Genomic DNA, 19,363 nt, shown 5'->3' with positions numbered 1-19,363 from the left:
GCCGTATAAGGTCCGATCCTAGAGCATGATCAGCGGCCACGCCAAGCCCAGCGTCGCGGCAGGCGGTCACCCGGTTGCTCGAACCTCTAATTGCCCGAACGCATCGCCATCGTGGCGATGCCGGCGCCGACCAGCAGCGTGCCGCCGGTGCGGTTGAAGATGCGGATCGCCTTGGGATTGCGCACAACGGCACGTGCCCGCGAAGCGACCAGCGCGTAGCCGAACGCATTGGTGAAGGCCAGCGCCAGGAAGGTCGTCTCGAAGGTCAGCATCTGAGGCCAGAAGTCGGCATGCCGGTCGAGGAACTGCGGCAGGAAGGCGACGAAAAAGGTGATGCTTTTCGGATTGAGCGCGGTGACTAGCCAGGCATGCGCCATCATCCTCGCGGAGGAAACCGCATCGCTTCGAGGCTCGGCCTTGAGCGCGCCGCCGGCGCGGAACAGTTTCACGCCGAGATAGATCAGATAGCCGGCGCCGATCAGCTTCAGGATGGTGAAGACACCAGCCGAAGCGGCCAGCAGGGCGCCAATGCCCAGCATCGACAAGGTCATGGCGGTGAAGTCACCCAGCGCCACGCCAACGGCCATCGGCAGGGCGGTGCGCCAACCCTGGCCCAGCGCATAGGACACGACCAGCAGGATGGTCGGGCCCGGAATGATGAGAAGGATCGTCGACGCGGCGGCGAAAGCGGCCCAGTTTTCGAAGGACATGTCTGTCTCCCTTGGGTTAAGGAAAAGGATAAATCCTGAGCCCTGGGAGAATGTAAAGAGGCCTGGTTTTTGTTTTACGCAAAATACGGGCGCAAAAGACCGCCATGCAGTTTTCCTGGAAATTGCCACACCATCAATTGCGCCAACGGCAGGTCGGCGTCAGCTCGCGACGCCCAGCCTGCTCACCATGTCGGCCAGGCTGACATTGGCACCGAGAACCATAGCCGCGATAATGGCAGGGGCAAAAAGCTTGATGTCGGTTTTTAACGTCTTGCACATGGAGACCCCTCACTGATCGGCCGGTCCTTAGGAAAGGCCGGCGCCGGCATTATGGCCTGACCTGGGTGTTTTTATGCAGGAACGCCCGGTCGGCCGCCGCCGGGTGTGGCCGGACGCCGCCAGGCGGCGCGCAAATGCAGGCGGTGCAAGGCATTCACGCTTTATCAACCATGAATGACGAAAATGCCTGACATTGGCCGGACCGTGCTTCCCGCCGACAGCGTAGGGTTGGGTATATGCGTGAGTTGCCGCAAGGTCCGACGCCATCACGAAACGGCGACGCGATCGAAACCGATATTCTTCTCTCCCGCCGCGCCATTTTGTCTGGCGCAGGCGCATTGGCTTTGCTCGGCGTCGCCGGCTGCTCGACCTCGGGCGGGGGTCTGCCGGCACTTCAGCTCGACGATACGGTCACCGGCGCGGTGCCTCCGATCCGCCCGGCGATCAGTGTCGACAAGAACATCACCAGCCCCGACGTCATGTATGCCGGTTTGACCGATGGCGGCTTCAACGTGCCCGACGTACCTTACCTTAAGGTCAAGCCGGAATTCCGCCGCCAGATCGTCGTCGATCCTACCGGCGAGGCACCCGGCACCATCGTCGTGCGCCTGCAGGAGCGCAAGCTCTATCTCGTCCAGACTGGCGGCGACGCCATCCGCTACGGCGTCGGCATCGGCAAGGACGGCTTCCGCTGGTCGGGCCGCGCCAACATCCAGTACGGCCGGGAATGGCCGACCTGGACGCCGCCGCGCGAAATGATCGCCCGCAAGCCTGAACTGGTGAAATGGCAGGGCGGCCAGCCCGGCGGCCTCACCAATCCGCTCGGCGCCCGCGCGCTCTACATCTACCAGAACGGCAAGGATACGGGCTACCGCATCCACGGCTCGCCCGAGTGGTGGAGCATCGGCCAGGCGATGTCGTCGGGCTGCGTGCGCCTGATCAACCAGGACATCATCGACCTCTACAGCCGCGTTTCGAAGAAGAACCCGGTCGTCGTCGTCTGATCGTTTCAGGCGGCCGGCGGCCGCCTTCTGTTCTGGTTTGAGCATGATCTTTTCCGAAAACCGATCCCTATTTTTCGGGATCATGCTCCGGATTCTGCCGTTGCGCGACGCCGCAAGACAGGCGAAGGTGGCCTGAAAACCATCGCCTGGAGCCGGGTGATTTCAGGTCCATTCGACCTGGAATCTGAATCTGTCTCCAAATTCAGAAAATAGAACATGATGTCGTCCGAAAACTGCTTCACACTTTTCGGCATCGTGCTCTAGGCTCTAGGGAGAGATCAAGCATGGCCGGAACCTTCGTCATCGCGCAGGGCGGCGGCCCGACCGCCGTCATCAACCAGACGGTTGTGGGCGCCACGCTGGAGATCCGCAAAAGGCACCCCGGCGCCAAGGTGCTGGGCTCCATCCACGGTGTGCGCGGCATCCGAGACGGCAATTATGTCGACCTCTCCGCCATCCCGGAGGACCGGCTGCGGCTGATTGCCGGAACGCCAAGCGCGGCGCTGGGCTCGACGCGCGACAAGCCGGATGCCGCCTATTGCGAGGTCATCCTCAAAGGCCTGCAGAAGGCCGGCGCCGACGCCTTCATCTATATCGGCGGCAACGACACGTCGGGCACGCAGCAGATCCTGACCGACGCCGCCGGCGGCAAGATCGCCTTTGTCCATGCGCCCAAGACCATCGACAATGATCTCGAGGAGAACGACCATACGCCGGGCTTCATCTCGGCGGCCGAATTCGTTGCCGGCGCCTTCCTGTCCGTGGACCTCGATTTTCGCGCCCTGCCCGGCATCTATGTCGGCATCGTCATGGGCCGGCATGCCGGTTTCCTGACCGCGGCGGCCGCGGCCTGGCAGCTTGATCCCGACAGCGGCCCGCACCTTGTCTACGTGCCGGAGCGGGCGTTCTCGGCGGCCGGCTTCATCGACGATGTGCGCGCCACGCTCGACCGCCACAAGCGCTGCATCGTCGCCGTGTCGGAAGGCGTCAGCACCGCCGACGGCAAGGCATTGGTCGAAAGCCTGGTGCCCCCGGAGAAACTGGAACGGGACCAGCATGGCAACGTCAAGCTGTCGGGCAGCGACCTGCCGGCGGCGCTTGAAAGGGCCCTGGCCGACGGACTGCCAGGCAAGCGTGCCCGCGTCGATGCCCTTGGCTACATGCCGCGCGGCTATGTCGGCGCTATCAGCGCGGTCGATGCGCAGGAGGCTTTCGATGCCGGAGCCTTCGCCGTCTCTGTCGCCGAACAGGGCGGCGGCTCCGTGGCGCTGCAATATGACGGCACCAAAACGGTGTTGAAGAAGGTGCCGCTGAAGAATGTCGCCGGCAAGACCCGCCACATGCCGGATAATTTCATGAAGGCCGACGTCAACCAGCTGTCCGATGCCGGCATGGCCTACCTCAAGCGGCTGGTGCCGGAAAAATACAAGGTCGGGAAACCGTTCGTCTAATGCCCGGCTCACACTTGATGTCCGGCTCACACATGATGCCGGCAATGCCGGACTGGTTCAGCAAGAGTATCGTCGACGAGAAGACGACGATGCTGACCGAACCGTTCGTGCATGGCTATGTGCGCGCCAATATCTGGCATCTGCACGGCCGCGACGCCGACCTTCTGGTCGACACCGGCATGGGCATCTGTCCGCTGGCGCCGGAGATCGGGACGCCAAATGGCAAGCCGCTTCTGGTGGTCGCGACGCACATCCATCTCGACCATGTCGGCTCGCTGCACGAATTTCCGCTGCGGGCCGGGCCAAGCATGAGTGCGGCGCAGTTCGAAACCATGGATGAGGCGGCGACCTACGCCTACATGTTCCACAACCTCGAAGGCGCCGTCTCGAAACTGCCGGCGCCAGGCTGGAGGTCGGCTGATTACAAGATACCGCCGGCGCCATTGACGCGGACGCTTGGCGAAGGCGACGTCGTCGATCTCGGCGACCGGCACTTCCGCGTCCTGCATCTGCCTGGACATTCGCCGGATTCGATCGCGCTGTTCGACGAGGCCGACGGCCTGTTCTTCAGTGGCGATGCCATCTACGACGACACGCTGATCGACGATCTGCCGGATTCCGACCGCGCCGCCTATATCAGCACCATGCGGCGCCTGCTCGACCTGCCGATCCGTATCGGCCATGGCGGCCATGGCCCGAGCTTCGACGGCAAGCGCATGCGCGAGATCGCGTCGGCCTATCTTAATCGCCATGACGGGTCCGTGAGCCCGTGCTGAATTAAATCTTCGTAAGGTCGGCTCAAAACCCTAAATCAGGCCGATCCACGCCCTAGATAACTGGTTGTCGATCCGGCCGGCCGCCATGTACGGCGAGGCAGGCGATCCCGGTGGTCGACACGCCGACAGGCGCGGCTCCCAAGTGCGCCTGCGGCGCCGGTTCAACGCTCGCCCGGACAGAACGACCATGTCACCCATGAGCATTCTTCGCAGACATCGCGTCGCGGCCCTGCTGGGCGCTGCGCTGATCATCTCCCCCGTCGTCGTCACATTCGCCCAGAACACCGGCAACACCGGCTTGAGCACCGTCGCTGCGACGACCCAGACCCCCGTCGTGGGGACCAAGGCCCCTAATGGTTCGCTGGCGCCGGTCGTGGCCACCACCAAGCCGGCCGTCGTGACGGTCACAACGGTCATGAAGGCACAGGCACAAACCATGGGCGAACCCTCGCCCTTCGGCGGCAATTCGCCTTTCGATGACTATTTCCGCCAGTTTTTCGGTGATCAGGGCGCTCCGATGCCCAGAACGCCGCCCCAGCAGGTACCGCGCCAGGAAGCCCTCGGATCCGGCTTCATCGTGGGCGCGGATGGCACCATCGTGACCAACAACCACGTCGTCGACGGCGCCACTTCGATCAAGGTCACGCTCGACGACGGCACCGAGCTTCCGGCCACGCTGGTCGGGCACGATGCCAAGAACGATCTGGCGGTGCTCAAGATCAAGACCGACAAGCCGCTGCCCACCATAAAATGGGGCGATTCCGACAAGCTGATGACCGGCGACCAGGTGCTGGCGATCGGCAATCCGTTCGGCATCGGCACCACCGTCACCTCCGGCATCGTCTCGGCGCGAGGCCGCGACCTGCACAGCGGACCGTTCGACGATTTCATCCAGATCGATGCTCCGATCAACCACGGCAATTCCGGTGGCCCACTGGTCGACGTGAACGGCAATGTCGTCGGCATCAACACGGCGATCTACTCACCCAACGGCGGCAGCGTCGGCGTCGGTTTCGCCATTCCGTCCGACCAGGCCCAGAAGGTGGTCGCCAAGCTGATGAAGGGCGGCAACATCGAATACGGCTATCTCGGCGTCGAGATCCAGCCTGTGACCCCGGATGTAGCCAGCGCCATCGGGCTCGATCATCCCGGCGGCGCACTGGTCTCTCAGGTCAATGATGGCTCGCCCGCGGCCAAGGCAGGCGTCGAGAGTGGCGATGTCATCACCGGCTTCGCCGGACAGGACGTGAAAGACCCCAAGGACCTGTCGCGGGCCGTCGCCGACGTCGCGCCGGGCGTCAAGGAAACGCTTCAGGTCTGGCGCAAGGGCAAGGCCATGCAGATTTCCGTCGATGTCGGGCGCAACCAGGACGAGGTGAAGACGGCATCGAATGGCAATTCCGGCGCGCCGAGCGCCGAGCAGGGCACGCGCGCGCCGGCGATCGGCCTCGGCCTGATGGACATCACACCCGATATCCGCCAGCAGATGAACCTCGCCGAGAATGAGCATGGGGCGGTGGTTGCGAGCGTCAATCCCGACAAGCCGGCGGCCGCCGCCGGCATCCAGCCTGGCGATATCATCGTCGCCGTCAATCAGGCGCCGGTGAAGAGCGTCAGACAAGTGACACAGGCGATCGCCCAGGCCAGCAAATCAGGCCGCAAATCGGTGTTGCTGCTGGTGGAACGCGACGGTGGCCAGATCTACGTCGCCGTGCCATTCGCCAATGGCTGAGCCGTGGCGCTGATTTGAACAGCGGCGTGGCGGGCTCGTCGGCGACGAGCCCGCCGTTACAGTTTGCGCAGCGCCACTTCCTCGACCAGATGGTCGGCGCCCTTGCGCAGGATCAGGTCGGCGCGGGCGCGCGTCGGCAGGATGTTCTCGCGCAGGTTCTTCAGATTGATGTTGGTCCACAGGCCCTCCGCGATCGCGCGGGCCGAATCCTCCGACAGCTGCGAATAGCGATGGAAGAAGGAGTCCGGATTGCGGAAAGCGGTCTCGCGCAACCGCATGAAGCGCGAGATATACCACTGATGGATCAGCTTCTCGTCGGCATCGATGTAGATGGCGAAATCGAAGAAGTCCGACAGAAAAGGCACGATCTTGCCGTCCTGCGGCAGCTTGCCCGGTTGCAGGACATTGATACCTTCGAAGATCAGGATATCCGGGCGATCGATGGTGACGAACTCGCCGGGAATGACGTCATAGGTGAGATGCGAATAAACCGGCGCCTGGACGCTGCTCTGCGCCGATTTGATGCCCGAGAGGAAGCGCAGCAGCGCGCCGACATCGTAGCTGTCGGGAAAACCCTTGCGTTCCATCAGGTTTTCGCGGCGCAGCACCTCATTGGGCAGCAGGAAGCCGTCGGTGGTGATGAGATCGACCTTGGGACTCGACGGCCAGCGGGCCAGGAGTTCCTTCAGCACGCGCGCCGTGGTCGATTTGCCGACCGCGACGGAACCGGCGACGCCAATGATGAACGGCGTCTTGACCACGTCGACGGCGTTGAAGAAGGCCTGGCGCTGCCGGAACAGAAGCTGACTCGCCTCGACATGGGCGGACAAAAGCCGCGACAGCGACAGATAGATGCGCTTGACCTCTTCGAGGTCGACCGGATCGTTGAGCGAACGCAGGCGGCGGAACTCGTCCTCGCTCAGCGTCAGCGGCGTGTCGGCGCGGAATTGCGACCATTGCTCGGCCGAGAAGAAACGAAAGGGGGAATATTTCTCGGTTTGCGCGAGCTGATCCATCGAGTTTCCTGTCCCTTCCTCGCGATCAGCCCTTGGGCCGCGACGCCTTCTCGGCGATGCCCGAGCGCCCGGTGCGGCTCTCAAGCTCCTTGAGCACGTCGCCCAACGGCACACCCGAAATGCCGAGAACGACAAGCCAATGATATAGGAGATCGGCACTTTCCGAAACGAGAGCCGGCTTGTCGCCGTGAACAGCGGCGATCACCGTCTCGACCGCCTCCTCGCCGAGCTTCTGTGCCGCCTTGTCGATGCCGCGCGCGAACAGTTTTGCCGTCCACGAGTCGGGATCGCCGGACTCGGCGCGCTCCCGGACGATTTTTTCCAGATCGGACAGAGAAAACTCGGCCATGCCTGCCTATCTTCTTGTTTAGGCCTGATCTTTCCCGAAAGCCGGCTTCGGGATCATGCTCTAGGACCTGTTGCCGAGGGAGTCCAGCCGCATCGGCAGGCCGGCCTCGGCCATATGCGCCTTGGCTTCGGCGATCGTATAGGTGCCGAAATGGAAGATAGATGCGGCGAGCACGGCACCGGCATGACCATCGCGAATGCCTTCAACCATGTGATCGAGCGTGCCGACACCGCCGGACGCGATGACCGGCGCGCGCACCGCATCCGCAATCGCGCGGGTGAGCGCAATATCATAGCCGGCCTTGGTGCCGTCGCGGTCCATGGAGGTCAGCAGGATCTCGCCGGCGCCGCGATCGACCATTTTCCGGGCGAATTCGACCGCGTCGATGCCTGTCTTCTCGCGCCCGCCATGGGTGAAGATCTCCCAGCGGTCGGTCTCGCCGGGGCCGGACACTTTCTTGGCGTCGATGGCGACAACGATGCACTGGTTGCCGAACTTGTCGGCGGCCTCGGCGACGAAATCCGGGTTTTTCACCGCCGCCGTGTTGATCGACACCTTGTCGGCGCCGGCCAAAAGCAGCTTCCTGATATCGGCGACCTGGCGCACGCCGCCGCCAACGGTCAGCGGCATGAAGCACTGCTCGGCGGTGCGGGCAACGACATCGAAGATGGTCTCGCGATTGTCCGACGACGCCGTGATGTCGAGAAAGCACAATTCGTCGGCGCCGGCGGCGTCATAGGCCTTGGCCGCCTCGACCGGATCGCCGGCGTCGACGAGATCGACGAAGTTGACACCCTTGACGACGCGGCCGTCCTTGACGTCGAGGCAAGGGATGACGCGGGCTTTCAGCATCAGCGGCCCTCTATCGTGGCGATGAGATCGTTGAGCAACTGGCCGACCATCGGCGGCACATCGCCCTGGGCATCGAAGGCCGGATCGTACGCGGAAACGGTGATGCCAACGACCGGCACCGAAAGCGCCATGGCACAGGTCGCGTCGCGCAACTGTTCCGGGTTCGGACCGCCGGGGGTGACGTAGCGGTTTACCTGCAGATCCTTCGGGTCATGCACGTCGAGATCGATATGCATGTGCACCCTTTCGGCGCCGGCGGTCTTCAGCTTTTCCGTCGCCTGCGCCCAGCCAGGACATTCCGTCTGGATGACGGGCAAAGTCTCGAGAAGTTTTTTCTCCGCCGGATCGAGATCGCGCGCGTTGACGAGCACGCAACGCTGGGGATCGATCGGCCTGAAGCCTGGAATGGACCCCGCCATCGGGCGCCAGCACAGGCCAAGCACGGTCGCCAGCGCCATGCCGTCGAGGAAGCCGTATGTGGAGGTTTCGGGCGTGTTGAGGTCGCCATGCTGGTCGGCCCAGATGATCGCATCGGCGCCTTCGCCGGCTACGGCACCAGCTGATGTCAGGCAGTTGCCGGCAAGCACGATGGGAAACCGTCCCCTGTCGATGGCAATGCGGACCTCGCCGGAGACGGCGTTGCAGACGGCAAAGCCGGTGGCGATCTCGCGTTCCTGGTCATCGCCGACCTTGCCGATATCCTCGACGACGACGTCGTGACCGGCCATGGTCAGCGCGTCGACCAACCCGCCCGATATCAGCGCATCCGGCCCTTGGCCCATGCCGCCGTGATAGTGCCCGCTATCATAAGAGGCGAGAATGATGGAGATTTTCACAACCGCGTCTCCACCGCCGCCTTGCCTTGCAGGATCGCCAGCGCCTCGGCCGGGTCGATACGGCCGTCATAGAGCGCGCGCCCGGAAATGGCGCCCTCGAGCTTCTGCGCATCCGGCATGGTCATGCGCACGATGTCGGCGATCGAGGCCAGTCCGCCGGAGGCGATGACCGGGATCGACACGGCTTCGGCGAGGTCGATGGTGGCGTTCCAGTTGATGCCGGTGAGCACGCCGTCGCGGTCGATATCGGTGTAGATGATGGCGGCCACACCCACACCCTCGAATTTCCTGGCGAGTTCGATGACGCCGAGGCTGGAGGCTTCCGCCCAGCCCTCGACCGCAACCTTGCCGCCCTTGGCGTCGATGCCGACGGCGATCTTGCCCGGAAAGGCCTTGCAGGCCTGCTTGACCAGATCGGGATCGCGCACGGCGACCGTGCCGAGAATGACGCGGGCCAGGCCACGATCGAGCCAGTCCTCGATCTGCTCCAGCGTGCGGATGCCGCCGCCAAGCTGCACCGGATTCTTCGTCGCCTTGAGAATGGCGTCGACCGCGGCGCTGTTGACGCTCTGGCCCTTGAAAGCACCGTTGAGGTCAACGACGTGCAGCCATTCGAAGCCCTGTTCCTCGAAGGCTCTCGCCTGCGCGGCAGGATCATCGTTGTAGATGGTTGCGGTCGCCATGTCGCCGTGTTTGAGGCGCACGCATTGGCCGTCCTTGAGGTCGATGGCTGGAAACAGGATCATTCGTTCAGGCGCCTTCAACGATGACGAAATGACCGGTCGAGGCGGCAAGCCGGAACTTCGAAGCATGCTGATATTCGGGCGAATGATAGCATTCGACCGCCTTGTCGAAGGAATCGAACTCGACCAGTACATGGCGGTTGCCGGTCGGCCCTTCCGGATTTTCATGGCGGCCGGCCCGCACAGCGAATTTCGCGCCATATTTCGCAAAGGCCGCGGCATTGGCCTCGATGTACTGTTTGTACAATTCGGGATCGCGAACATCGATCATCGCCATCCAATAGCCCTTCTTGCTCATGATCTAGGGCCTCCAGCGCAGGAAATTGGCGATCAGCGCCAGGCCGAGCGCCTGGCTCTTTTCAGGATGGAACTGCGTACCGACGAGATTGCCGCGGGCGACTGTCGCTGTCACCGGGCCACCATAGTCGGCCACAGCCAGCACTTCGTCCGGCTTTTTTGCATCAAGATGATAGGAATGGACGAAATAGGCATGCAGCCCGTGCGGCCCTGTTGGAATGCCGGCAAACAGCGGATGCTGGCGCGTGAGTTCGATCGTATTCCAGCCGATCTGCGGGATCTTCAGCGCCGGATCGGCCAGCGTGATTTCCTTGACATCGCCCGATATCCAGCCAAAGCCGTTCGTCACGGTCTTTTCCAGGCCACGCTCCGACATCAGTTGCATGCCGACGCAGATGCCAAGGAACGGCCGCCCCTTGGCAATCGCCACCTCTTCCACCGCTTCCCACATGCCGGGGACAGCACGCAAGCCAGCCGCGCAGTCGGCATAGGCGCCGACGCCGGGCAGGACGATGCGGTCGGCGCTGCGCACCCGTTCGGCATCGGCCGTCAGGCCGATCTCAGTCGCAATGCCAGCTTCACGCGCGGCACGCTCGAAGGCCTTGGTGGCCGAGCGCAGATTGCCCGAACCGTAATCGATGATCGCAACCCGCATGTCAGCGCCGTCCCGGAATGTGGGTCAGCCCCAGTGCCATCCCGGGCTGCGCCGGGCGCGCCAGGGCGGCATCCGGAACCATTCGCGGTGCTGGTGGTGCTTCCTCCGGATGCTTCTCGACCTCCAGCGCATAACGCGTGTCGGCGTCGTCCAACCAGCCGGCCTCAACGACGCCCCACTCGTGCCAGCCGCGCCGGCGGAGTGCCGCAATGCGCAGCCCCTGCCCCTCCAGGCCGACATAGAGCGAGACGAGCAGCGACAGCAGCGAGCCGGCCAGTCCAAGGCCAAGTCCTTGGCCAAGCATCGAAAGCACAGCCATGACGACGAAGGTGAGCGCCGCTTCGATCCACAGCCGGTTCCAGGCAAACCACAGCGGTGGCACCAGGAGACCGAGCCAGGTGAAGCCATCGCGGATGAAGGCCGTTGTGTCGACCTTTTCGCCGCGGCTGGGCGGTTCCATCACGACATAGGTGGCCATGAGGCTATCCCTTCAAAGATCCCTTGGTGGAGGGAACCGCGTCCGGCTGGCGCGGGTCGCGCTCCAGTGCCGCGCGCAACGCACGCGCCACCGCCTTGAAACAGGTCTCGGCGATATGGTGGTTGTTGGCGCCATAATGATTGGTGACATGCAGCGTGATGCCTGCATTCTGCGCCAGCGCCTGGAAGAATTCCCGCACCAGTTCGGTGTCGAAGGTGCCGATCTTCGGCGACGAGAACGACACATTCCAGACCAGGAACGGACGGCCGGACACGTCGATCGCCGCGCGCGTCAGCGTTTCGTCCATGGCAAGGTCGATCGAGGCATAGCGCATGATGCCGCGCCGCTCGCCCAGCGCCTTGGTCAAGGCCTGGCCGAGCGCGATGCCGGTATCCTCGACCGTGTGGTGATCGTCGATATGCAGGTCGCCCTTGGCCTTGACGGTCATGTCGATCAGCGAATGGCGCGAGAGCTGGTCCAGCATGTGGTCGAAGAAGCCGACGCCCGTCGCAATGTCCGCCTTGCCCGAACCGTCGACATGGACCGACACGGAGATGTCGGTTTCCCTGGTCTTGCGGCTTGCTTCGGCGGATCGGGGCGCCATCACTCTATCCTTGTCCCAGCGGTGCACATCGTGACCGGTTCACGGGCCTCAAGCGCTCGCGGGCTTGAAAACGAAAGCCTTCTACCAGCATGATCCGGCGATTGCCAGTTGCCTTGCGTAGAGGTATCGGCCCTGCCGGAGAGGCGATTTGCAATCGTTCGCCCTATGCATACATATGGCCGATCAAAGTTACTCGTACCGCGCCAATCGCCTTTTTTGGGATCGCGCGAATCGGAGCCAGGACATGTCTGATAATCTGACCATGCACGCCACGACCATCGTGACGGTGCGCAAGGGCAACAAGGTGGTGATCGCCGGCGACGGCCAGGTCAGCCTCGGCCAAACCATCATGAAGGGCAATGCCCGCAAGGTGCGCCGCATTGGCAAGGGCGGCAATGTGATTGCCGGTTTCGCAGGCGCCACGGCCGATGCCTTCACGCTTCTGGAACGGCTGGAAGCCAAACTTGAACAATATCCCGACCAGCTGACGCGCGCCTGCGTCGAGCTCGCCAAGGACTGGCGCACCGACCGCTATCTGCGCCGGCTGGAGGCGATGATGCTGGTGGCCGACAAGTCGGTGTCGCTGGCGCTGACCGGCACGGGCGACGTGCTGGAGCCCGAATTTGGCGTCATGGCCATCGGTTCTGGCGGCAACTACGCGCTGGCGGCTGCACGGGCGCTGATGGACACCGACAAGGATGCCGAGGAGATCGCCCGCAAGGCGATGCAGATCGCTTCCGACATCTGCGTCTACACCAACAACAATTTCGTTGTCGAAACGCTCGATGCCGCCTGAGAAGGCCGGCCATGATCCCCGAACCGCAGGACCGCGTAAGCGAAAACTGGCAACCGGTTTTCGGACAAGATCATGATCAAACAAGACCATAGCTATGATTTTCGGCCGGTGACCAAGAAGGACCTGCCGATGATCGCCGGCTGGCTGGCCGAACCGCATGTCGCGGAGTGGTTGGACGATCCGGAGACCGAACTCGCCGAGATCCGCGATCATATCGATTCGATTTCCGTCGAACCGCTGATCGTCGAGTTCGACGGCAAGCCGATCGCCTATCTGCAGAGCTACGATCCGCATATGGAAGACGACCATCCCTATGCCGACCAGCCGTTCGGCACGCTGGGCATCGACCTTTCGATCGGCCGGCCGGAACTGGTCGGCATCGGCCATGGCTCGGCGATCGTGCGTCAGTTCATCGAGGCGTTGTTCGAGGAAGGCGTGCCGCGCGTCATCATCGACCCCGATCCGGCCAATATCCGGGCCATCCGCGCCTATGAAAAGGCCGGATTCAGGCCTATCAACCGCAGGCGATCCGATATGGCGACGTCGTGCTGATGGCGATCGACGCTGAAGAGGGGCAGTAGCGCATGATCATTTCCGACGAGGACAAGAGTCTTTCGGCCTATGAAAACAGCTGGCGGATGGGCCTGCTGATCGTCGCCAGCCTAATTGCCGTCCAGGCCGTCACGCTCTACCTGATGGGCCATCCGCCGATCTGCACCTGCGGGTATGTGAAACTATGGCATGGCGTGGTGAACAGTTCCGAGAATTCCCAGCATATTTCGGACTGGTACACCTTCTCGCATATCATCCACGGCTTCCTGTTCTACGCGCTGGCACGGCTCCTGTTCCCGCGCTCGCCGATCGGCTTGCGGCTGGCATTCGCCGTCCTGATCGAAGGCGGCTGGGAGTTGCTGGAGAACAGCCCTTTCATCATCGAGCGCTACCGCGCCGGCACCATATCGCTCGACTATTACGGCGACAGCATCATCAATTCGCTGTCCGACACACTGGCCATGGTGCTGGGATTTGTCATGGCGCGAAGGCTACCTATATGGGTGATCGTCAGCCTCGCCGTCCTCTTTGAATTAAGTACCGGCTACCTTATCCGCGACAACCTGACACTCAACGTGATCATGCTGCTGCATCCGTTCGAGGCCATCAAGCAGTGGCAAAGTGGAATTTAGTGATATGAGCACATTTTCTCCCCGCGAAATCGTTTCGGAACTCGACCGCTTCATCATCGGCCAGAAGGACGCCAAGCGCGCCGTGGCCATTGCGCTCCGCAACCGCTGGCGCCGCCAGCAGTTGGAAGGGCAGATGCGCGAAGAGGTGATGCCCAAGAACATTCTGATGATCGGGCCGACCGGCGTCGGCAAGACCGAGATCTCGCGCCGCTTGGCGCGGTTGGCCGGGGCGCCCTTCGTCAAGGTCGAGGCGACCAAGTTCACCGAGGTCGGCTATGTCGGCCGGGATGTCGAGCAGATCGTGCGCGACCTTGTCGAGATCGCCATCGGCCTGGTGCGCGAGAAGATGCGCGAGGACGTCAAGGCGCGTGCCCACATCAACGCCGAGGAACGCGTGCTGGAGGCGCTGGTCGGCAAGACGGCAAGCCCGGCGACGCGTGACTCCTTCCGCAAGAAGCTGCGCGAAGGCGAACTCGACGACAAGGAAATCGAGATCGAAGTGGCGGACACCGGCAATGGCGGCATGCCCGGCTTCGAGATCCCCGGCATGCCGGGCGCCAATATCGGCGTGCTCAACATCAACGACATGCTGTCGAAGGCGATGGGCGGCAAGAAGACCAAGCTGCGCAAGACGACGGTGAAGGAGTCCTACGACCTGCTGGTCAGTGACGAGTCCGACAAGCTGCTCGACCAGGACGAGGTGGTGCGCCGGGCGCTCGATGCGACGGAAAACGATGGCATCGTCTTCCTCGACGAGATCGACAAGATCGCGGCCAGATCCGACATTTCCGGTGGCCCTTCCCGCGAAGGCGTGCAACGTGATCTGCTGCCGCTGGTCGAAGGCACGACGGTGGCGACCAAGTATGGACCGGTGAAGACCGATCATATCCTGTTCATCGCATCGGGTGCGTTCCACGTCTCGAAGCCGTCCGACCTGTTGCCGGAACTGCAGGGCCGCCTGCCGATCCGCGTCGAATTGCGCGCGCTGGAGAAGGAGGATTTCGTCCGCATCCTGACCGAGACCGAGGCCAGCCTGATAAAGCAGTATATCGCGCTGATGAAGACCGAGGGTGTCGACCTGACCTTCACCGACGACGCCATCGATTCGCTTGCCGGTGTGGCTGTCGACCTCAACGCCAGCATCGAGAATATCGGTGCCAGGCGGCTGCAGACGGTGATGGAGCGGGTGCTGGACGACATTTCCTACGACGCGCCGGACCGCCACGGCACGGCCGTCACCATCGATGCCGCCTACGTCGAGAAGCATGTGGGCGACCTGTCGCGAAACACAGATTTGTCGCGATTCATCCTTTAAACGCCAGCGCCGGAATGTTCCGGCGCCGGGATTGAAGCGCCGCGCGTCCTCTGGACGCGCAAAGGGCGCTCCAACAACTTTGACCGATGCTTCGGCACCGTTTCCGGCAAGAATCAATGTGTGGCCAGATGGTACCATCTGGCCACCTTTCGTCTCGCCGACCGAAGGGGCGCTCTCGACTCGACCAAGAGCGATACCCTAGTTTGCGCGGCAATACTGTAGGCGGCGGCGCATGAAAAAATTGATCCTGTTCATTCTCGGCTTGACGCTGGCGGCGACGCTTTTCGCCGCCGACGCGGCGACGCTGGTGCCGCCGGGAAACCGAAATGCCGAGCAGCCCGATATTCCCGGCGCCTCCAGCCGGCGCACGCAAGCGACCAACACCACCTTCCAGGCGAAGTATCGCAAGGTCTATGCGCTGCTGCAGAACGACGCCGATCTGCGCGGCAAGATCAAGAAGGCAGCAAGCGCCTATGGCATCGATCCTATGCATATTGTCGGCGCCATCGTCGGCGAGCACACCTATAATGTCGACGCCTACGACCGGCTGCAGACCTACTACGTCAAGGCGATCTCCTACCTCTCCAGCAAACTGTCCTTTGCGTATGACGGCGAGGATGTCAGCGATTTTGTACAGCGGCCGGAATTCAAAAAATGCGGTGCAATCTCGGACAGCTACGATCTGTGGGAATGCCGCGAACAGGTCTGGAACCATTCGTTTCGCGGCAAGACCGTCGGCGGCGAGGATTTCCCCGACAACCGCTTCGGCGCCACTTTCTTCCAGCCCTACTATGCTGGCCAGACCTTCGGCCTCGGCCAACTCAATCCACTGACCGCCTTGCAGATGAGCGATCTCGTGCACAAAGTGTCGGGCCTGCCGAAGCTGGACGTCGGCGATCCCAACTCGGTCTACAAGACCATCATGGATCCGGACCTGACGCTGCCTTATGTCGCCGCGACGATCAAGAAATCGATCGATGCCTACAAGAGCATTGCCGGCTTCGACATTTCGGGCAATCCGGGGCTGACCGCCACGCTCTACAATGTCGGCAATCCGGAGCAGCGCGCCTATGCGCTGAAGGCGGAAAACGACAAGCGCCGCGCTGCGGGCGAGCCGGAAAAGCTGCCGGAAGAGAATTATTATGGCTGGCTGGTCAACGACAAATTGGACGAGCTGAAGGCGCTGTTTTAGAGTCCAGTGAAGTTCAGTGCTGCGGGGGATCGGTGTCGCGCGGCTTCCAGCGTTTACGCCGCCCCTCATCTGCCTGCCGGCATCTTCTCCCCGAATAGTGACGGGGAGAAGGGCACTGTCATTGCCGGTTTCGCCAATCATCAGCGTTGCAAGAGGCGCCGAGAGGTTGCGGCCAGCTACTTTCTCCCCGTCACTATTCGGGGAGTTGAGAAGTGGTCCGCGCAGCGGACGAAAAGCCAATTGCTTGGCTTTTCGAACGACGAACGCCCGGCAGGGCAATGAGGGGCGGCGCCGACTTCCACAATTAGCCCTGCGCCCCTACGCCGCCAGCAACGACTTCAGCTTGACGGCCTGCGATCCCAATGACTCCGGCGCGGGCTTGGCCTGCTTGCCGATCAGCATCTCGGCCAGCCTGATGTCGCGGGCGACCGCATTGCCGGGGCCGATGCCGCTGGCCGCCACCAGCCTGCCATCCCCGGCCAGATGGAAGAGGATGAAGGCGCCGTCGCCGAGATCGCGGCGGACGACAGAACGGCCTTCGTCCGCTAGACCAGCGATCTGCAGGGACAGGCCATACTGATCCGACCAGAACCACGGCACCGCCGCATGCGCCTCGCCGGCACCCAGCATGTTTCTTGCAGCAAGCGCGCCCTGTTCCTGTGCATTGCGCCAGGCTTCCAGCCGCACGCGCCGACCGCCATAGACGGCGAGCGGGAATGAACAGCAGTCGCCGGCGGCGAAGATGTCGGGGTCGCTCGTGCGCAATTCAGCGTCGACGGCAATGCCGTTGTCTATGGTGAGGCCTGCTTCGGCCGCGAGCCCGGTCACCGGCACGGCGCCGATGCCGATGATGGCGAGATCGGCTGCGATTTCCCGTCCGCCCGCAAGCGACACGCGCACTTCCTTGCCGTCATCGGCGATGGCCGCAATGCCGTCACCGCACAGGATTTTGACGTCCTCGGCAATGTGCGCCTGGTGAATGATTTCGGCAATCTCGGTCGGCACGCCGCGCATCAGAATGCGCGGCTGTGCCTCGATGACAGTGACCGAGGCGCCGAGCTTGCGGGCGGCGGCGGCGAGTTCAAGGCCGATGAAGCCGCCGCCGACGATGGCGATGCGGTTGCCGGCACTGAGATGGGCGCGAATGGTCAGCGCGTCGGCGAAGGTCCTGAGATAGACGCAGCGCGCGCCGAGACCGGGCACCGGCAGTTTGCGCGGGGTCGAGCCGGTGGCCAGCAGCAGCTTGTCGTAAGGCAGGACCGAACCGTCCGACAGACGCACCGTATGCGCCGCGCGATCGATCGCCACCGCCTGGACGGAATGGATATGTCGGATCGACTTTTCGGCCAGCATCCCATCGCTGGCGATCGCCTTGACGGCAGGCGCGTCGCTGGCCATCGCATCCTTGGACAGAGGCGGACGCTCGTAGGGCAGATGCGGTTCGTCGCCGACCAGCGTCACCGGCCCGTCATAGCCGAGATCGCGCAATCCAAGGGCGGCCCGCCCGCCGCATTCGCCGGCACCGATGATGACCATTCCCCGCGCCATGTCCGTCACCCGATCTGAACGAGAACTTTGCCGGCGTCGACCTTGACCGGGTAGGTCCTGAGGTTGACGCAGACCGGCGCGCCCCTGGCCGCACCCGTCTTGTAGTTGAAGCGGCCATTGTGCTTGGGACATTCGATGATGTCGTCCATCACCAGGCCGTCGGCCAGATGCACCTTCTCATGCGTGCAGAGGCCGTCGGTGGCGAAGTACTCGTCGTCCGGGCTGCGATAGATGGCGAAGGTACGTCCGCCGTGATCGAAGCGCATCACGTCCTCTTCATCGATATCATCAGCAGCACAGGCCTCGACCCAGTCGCTCATTCAGTCCTCCCGGCAAATCTCGATCGCACCATCACTCCGCCGCGACGGCGACGGCATCGTTGTGGAATTCCTCGCGGTACGGCCTTGCGGTCGGCGGCAATTCGCGCTTCAGAAAATAATCCTCGTTGCGCAACTGGCGCAGGAAGACCGGGATCATCTCGCGATAGCCCGCCAGGATCGACGGGGTCGGCGCCGGCAGGTCGTGCTTGATCAGCGCATGCAGCTTCGGCAGCGCATGGTAAGGCACCATCGGGAACATGTGATGCTCCACATGATAGTTCATGTTCCAGTAGATGAAGCGGCTGATCGGGTTCATGTAGACGGTGCGGCTGTTCAGCCGATGGTCGGTGACGTTGTCGGCAAGGCCGCCATGCTGCAGCAGGCCGACCATGACGTGATGCCAGGCGCCATAGAGCCTCGGCAGGCCGACCAGCATCAAAGGCAGGAACGAGCCGAAATACAGCGCCAGCGCGATGGTCGCGGCATAGATCGCGGTCCAGATGCGGGCGATGCGGATCGCCTTCTTTCGCTCCTGTTCCGGAATGAAAGTCTTTTCGGCCGCGCTGATGTTGCCAGCGGCGTTGCGCAGCATGTCGCTCATCGCATGCCAGGCATCGAGCACGCCGACAAAGCCGAGAATGGCGCGCACCAGGTCCGGCGGCCGCATGACCGAGATTTCCGGGTCGCGGCCGACGATAATAGTGTCGGTGTGATGACGCGTGTGGCTCCAGCGCCAGGTCACCGGATTGCGCATGATCATGAAGCAGGCGATCTGATAGACCGCATCATTCATCCATTGCGTCCGGAACGCCGTGCCGTGGCCGCATTCGTGCCAGCGTGAATCGGTGGACGAACCATAGAGGACGCCATAGACGAAGAAGAACGGCACGCACCACCATGTGCCCCAGAACCAGGCGCCGCCGGCGCCGCTGACGACCAGCGCGGCAATCCAGATCGCTGTGTCGCGGATGGCCGGGCCGTCGGAGCGCTGCATCAGCTCCTTCATCTGCTTGCGGGGAATATCGGTGTGATACCATTCCGCCGCCGACAAGCCGTCTTCCACGGCGAGCTTGGAGTCGCGGCCGATCAGGCTGTAGTCACGCCGGGACGGCGTTGCGGTCATGATTGCCTCCTGGTCATGATTGCCTCCTTGGGCAAGGGCACTCGCCCGAACGAGTGCCAACCTTTTGGCACCCCATCTGGCTTCGGCCTGAAAAATACCGCTG

Annotated in this window: 21 protein-coding genes and 1 pseudogene; 9 read left to right on the top strand and 13 right to left on the bottom strand. The window is 62.9% G+C overall.

Annotated features, from left to right (window positions below; translation table 11 throughout):
• Positions 1 to 86: 86 nt before the first annotated feature.
• Positions 87 to 710 (bottom strand): LysE family translocator, encoded by a 624-nt coding sequence (locus FJ934_RS00200; RefSeq protein ID WP_140606648.1) that lies wholly within the window; start codon positions 708 to 710, stop codon positions 87 to 89.
• Positions 711 to 1,225: 515 nt separating this feature from the next.
• Between FJ934_RS00200 and FJ934_RS00190 the strand changes: the two genes are divergently transcribed.
• From FJ934_RS00190 to FJ934_RS00175, 4 genes are all read left to right on the top strand, one after another.
• The gene (locus FJ934_RS00190) at positions 1,226 to 1,993 is read left to right on the top strand and encodes a L,D-transpeptidase (RefSeq protein WP_140606646.1); all 768 of its coding nucleotides are present in this window, start codon (positions 1,226 to 1,228) and stop codon (positions 1,991 to 1,993) included.
• Positions 1,994 to 2,277: 284 nt separating this feature from the next.
• A complete protein-coding gene (locus FJ934_RS00185; RefSeq protein WP_140606645.1) occupies positions 2,278 to 3,444 on the top strand; it encodes a diphosphate--fructose-6-phosphate 1-phosphotransferase in 1,167 nt (388 codons plus the stop codon).
• A gap of 44 nt (positions 3,445 to 3,488) precedes the next feature.
• Complete coding sequence (locus FJ934_RS00180) at positions 3,489 to 4,220, top strand: MBL fold metallo-hydrolase (protein ID WP_140606844.1); 732 nt, start codon at positions 3,489 to 3,491, stop codon at positions 4,218 to 4,220.
• Positions 4,221 to 4,416: 196 nt separating this feature from the next.
• Entirely contained in the window at positions 4,417 to 5,952 is a 1,536-nt protein-coding gene (locus tag FJ934_RS00175; RefSeq protein WP_140606644.1) for a DegQ family serine endoprotease, read from the top strand.
• Positions 5,953 to 6,008: 56 nt separating this feature from the next.
• Here FJ934_RS00175 and coaA read toward each other — a convergent pair whose 3' ends face one another.
• From coaA to hisB, 9 genes are read right to left on the bottom strand one after another with little or no spacing between them, the layout of a single operon-like run.
• Complete coding sequence (coaA, locus tag FJ934_RS00170; RefSeq protein ID WP_140606643.1) at positions 6,009 to 6,968, bottom strand: type I pantothenate kinase; 960 nt, start codon at positions 6,966 to 6,968, stop codon at positions 6,009 to 6,011.
• 25 nt (positions 6,969 to 6,993) lie between these two features.
• Entirely contained in the window at positions 6,994 to 7,317 is a 324-nt protein-coding gene (locus tag FJ934_RS00165; protein ID WP_140606642.1) for a phosphoribosyl-ATP diphosphatase, read from the bottom strand.
• 60 nt (positions 7,318 to 7,377) lie between these two features.
• A complete protein-coding gene (hisF, locus tag FJ934_RS00160) occupies positions 7,378 to 8,172 on the bottom strand; it encodes an imidazole glycerol phosphate synthase subunit HisF (protein WP_181165467.1) in 795 nt (264 codons plus the stop codon).
• Complete coding sequence (locus FJ934_RS00155; protein WP_140606640.1) at positions 8,169 to 9,005, bottom strand: arginase family protein; 837 nt, start codon at positions 9,003 to 9,005, stop codon at positions 8,169 to 8,171. Before FJ934_RS00155 ends, hisF begins: the two co-directional genes overlap by 4 nt.
• On the bottom strand, positions 9,002 to 9,751 hold the full coding sequence (gene hisA, locus FJ934_RS00150; RefSeq protein WP_140606639.1) for a 1-(5-phosphoribosyl)-5-[(5-phosphoribosylamino)methylideneamino]imidazole-4-carboxamide isomerase: 750 nt from the start codon (positions 9,749 to 9,751) through the stop codon (positions 9,002 to 9,004). The genes FJ934_RS00155 and hisA overlap by 4 nt, the downstream gene beginning before the upstream one ends.
• Before the next feature lie 4 nt (positions 9,752 to 9,755).
• The gene (locus FJ934_RS00145) at positions 9,756 to 10,046 is read right to left on the bottom strand and encodes a DUF1330 domain-containing protein (protein ID WP_140606638.1); all 291 of its coding nucleotides are present in this window, start codon (positions 10,044 to 10,046) and stop codon (positions 9,756 to 9,758) included.
• Positions 10,047 to 10,049: 3 nt separating this feature from the next.
• Positions 10,050 to 10,700: an imidazole glycerol phosphate synthase subunit HisH gene (gene hisH, locus FJ934_RS00140; protein WP_140606637.1), complete on the bottom strand. Its 651-nt coding sequence runs from the start codon at positions 10,698 to 10,700 to the stop codon at positions 10,050 to 10,052.
• Between the two features lies 1 nt (position 10,701).
• Entirely contained in the window at positions 10,702 to 11,178 is a 477-nt protein-coding gene (locus tag FJ934_RS00135; RefSeq protein WP_140606636.1) for a DUF2628 domain-containing protein, read from the bottom strand.
• A 4-nt stretch (positions 11,179 to 11,182) separates the two neighbouring features.
• Positions 11,183 to 11,782 (bottom strand): imidazoleglycerol-phosphate dehydratase HisB, encoded by a 600-nt coding sequence (gene hisB, locus FJ934_RS00130; protein WP_140606635.1) that lies wholly within the window; start codon positions 11,780 to 11,782, stop codon positions 11,183 to 11,185.
• A 244-nt stretch (positions 11,783 to 12,026) separates the two neighbouring features.
• Here hisB and hslV point away from each other — a divergent pair, with 244 nt between their 5' ends.
• The 5 genes and pseudogenes from hslV (at position 12,027) to FJ934_RS00105 (ending at position 16,269) form a co-directional block, all read left to right on the top strand.
• Entirely contained in the window at positions 12,027 to 12,578 is a 552-nt protein-coding gene (gene hslV / locus FJ934_RS00125; RefSeq protein ID WP_023765663.1) for an ATP-dependent protease subunit HslV, read from the top strand.
• Between the two features lie 72 nt (positions 12,579 to 12,650).
• A pseudogene (locus tag FJ934_RS00120) lies at positions 12,651 to 13,159 on the top strand (GNAT family N-acetyltransferase).
• 3 nt (positions 13,160 to 13,162) lie between these two features.
• The gene (locus tag FJ934_RS00115; RefSeq protein ID WP_140606634.1) at positions 13,163 to 13,762 is read left to right on the top strand and encodes a DUF2585 domain-containing protein; all 600 of its coding nucleotides are present in this window, start codon (positions 13,163 to 13,165) and stop codon (positions 13,760 to 13,762) included.
• Positions 13,763 to 13,766: 4 nt separating this feature from the next.
• Positions 13,767 to 15,077 (top strand): ATP-dependent protease ATPase subunit HslU, encoded by a 1,311-nt coding sequence (gene hslU / locus FJ934_RS00110; RefSeq protein WP_140606633.1) that lies wholly within the window; start codon positions 13,767 to 13,769, stop codon positions 15,075 to 15,077.
• 232 nt (positions 15,078 to 15,309) lie between these two features.
• The gene (locus FJ934_RS00105; protein ID WP_140606632.1) at positions 15,310 to 16,269 is read left to right on the top strand and encodes a DUF1402 family protein; all 960 of its coding nucleotides are present in this window, start codon (positions 15,310 to 15,312) and stop codon (positions 16,267 to 16,269) included.
• A gap of 318 nt (positions 16,270 to 16,587) precedes the next feature.
• On the opposite strand, the gene FJ934_RS00100 is transcribed toward FJ934_RS00105, so the two are convergent.
• The 3 genes from FJ934_RS00100 to FJ934_RS00090 are packed head-to-tail and all read right to left on the bottom strand — an operon-like array spanning position 16,588 to position 19,260.
• Complete coding sequence (locus FJ934_RS00100) at positions 16,588 to 17,817, bottom strand: FAD-dependent oxidoreductase (protein ID WP_140606631.1); 1,230 nt, start codon at positions 17,815 to 17,817, stop codon at positions 16,588 to 16,590.
• 5 nt (positions 17,818 to 17,822) lie between these two features.
• Positions 17,823 to 18,137 (bottom strand): MocE family 2Fe-2S type ferredoxin, encoded by a 315-nt coding sequence (locus FJ934_RS00095; protein ID WP_140606630.1) that lies wholly within the window; start codon positions 18,135 to 18,137, stop codon positions 17,823 to 17,825.
• 31 nt (positions 18,138 to 18,168) lie between these two features.
• Positions 18,169 to 19,260 carry a fatty acid desaturase family protein gene (locus tag FJ934_RS00090; protein ID WP_140606629.1) on the bottom strand — a complete coding sequence of 364 codons (1,092 nt, stop codon included), beginning with the start codon at positions 19,258 to 19,260 and terminating at the stop codon, positions 18,169 to 18,171.
• Positions 19,261 to 19,363 lie beyond the last annotated feature (103 nt).

Source organism: Mesorhizobium sp. B2-4-12 (assembly GCF_006441575.1).
GTDB lineage: Bacteria > Pseudomonadota > Alphaproteobacteria > Rhizobiales > Rhizobiaceae > Mesorhizobium.
This window is presented reverse-complemented; position numbering and strand designations above follow the sequence as displayed.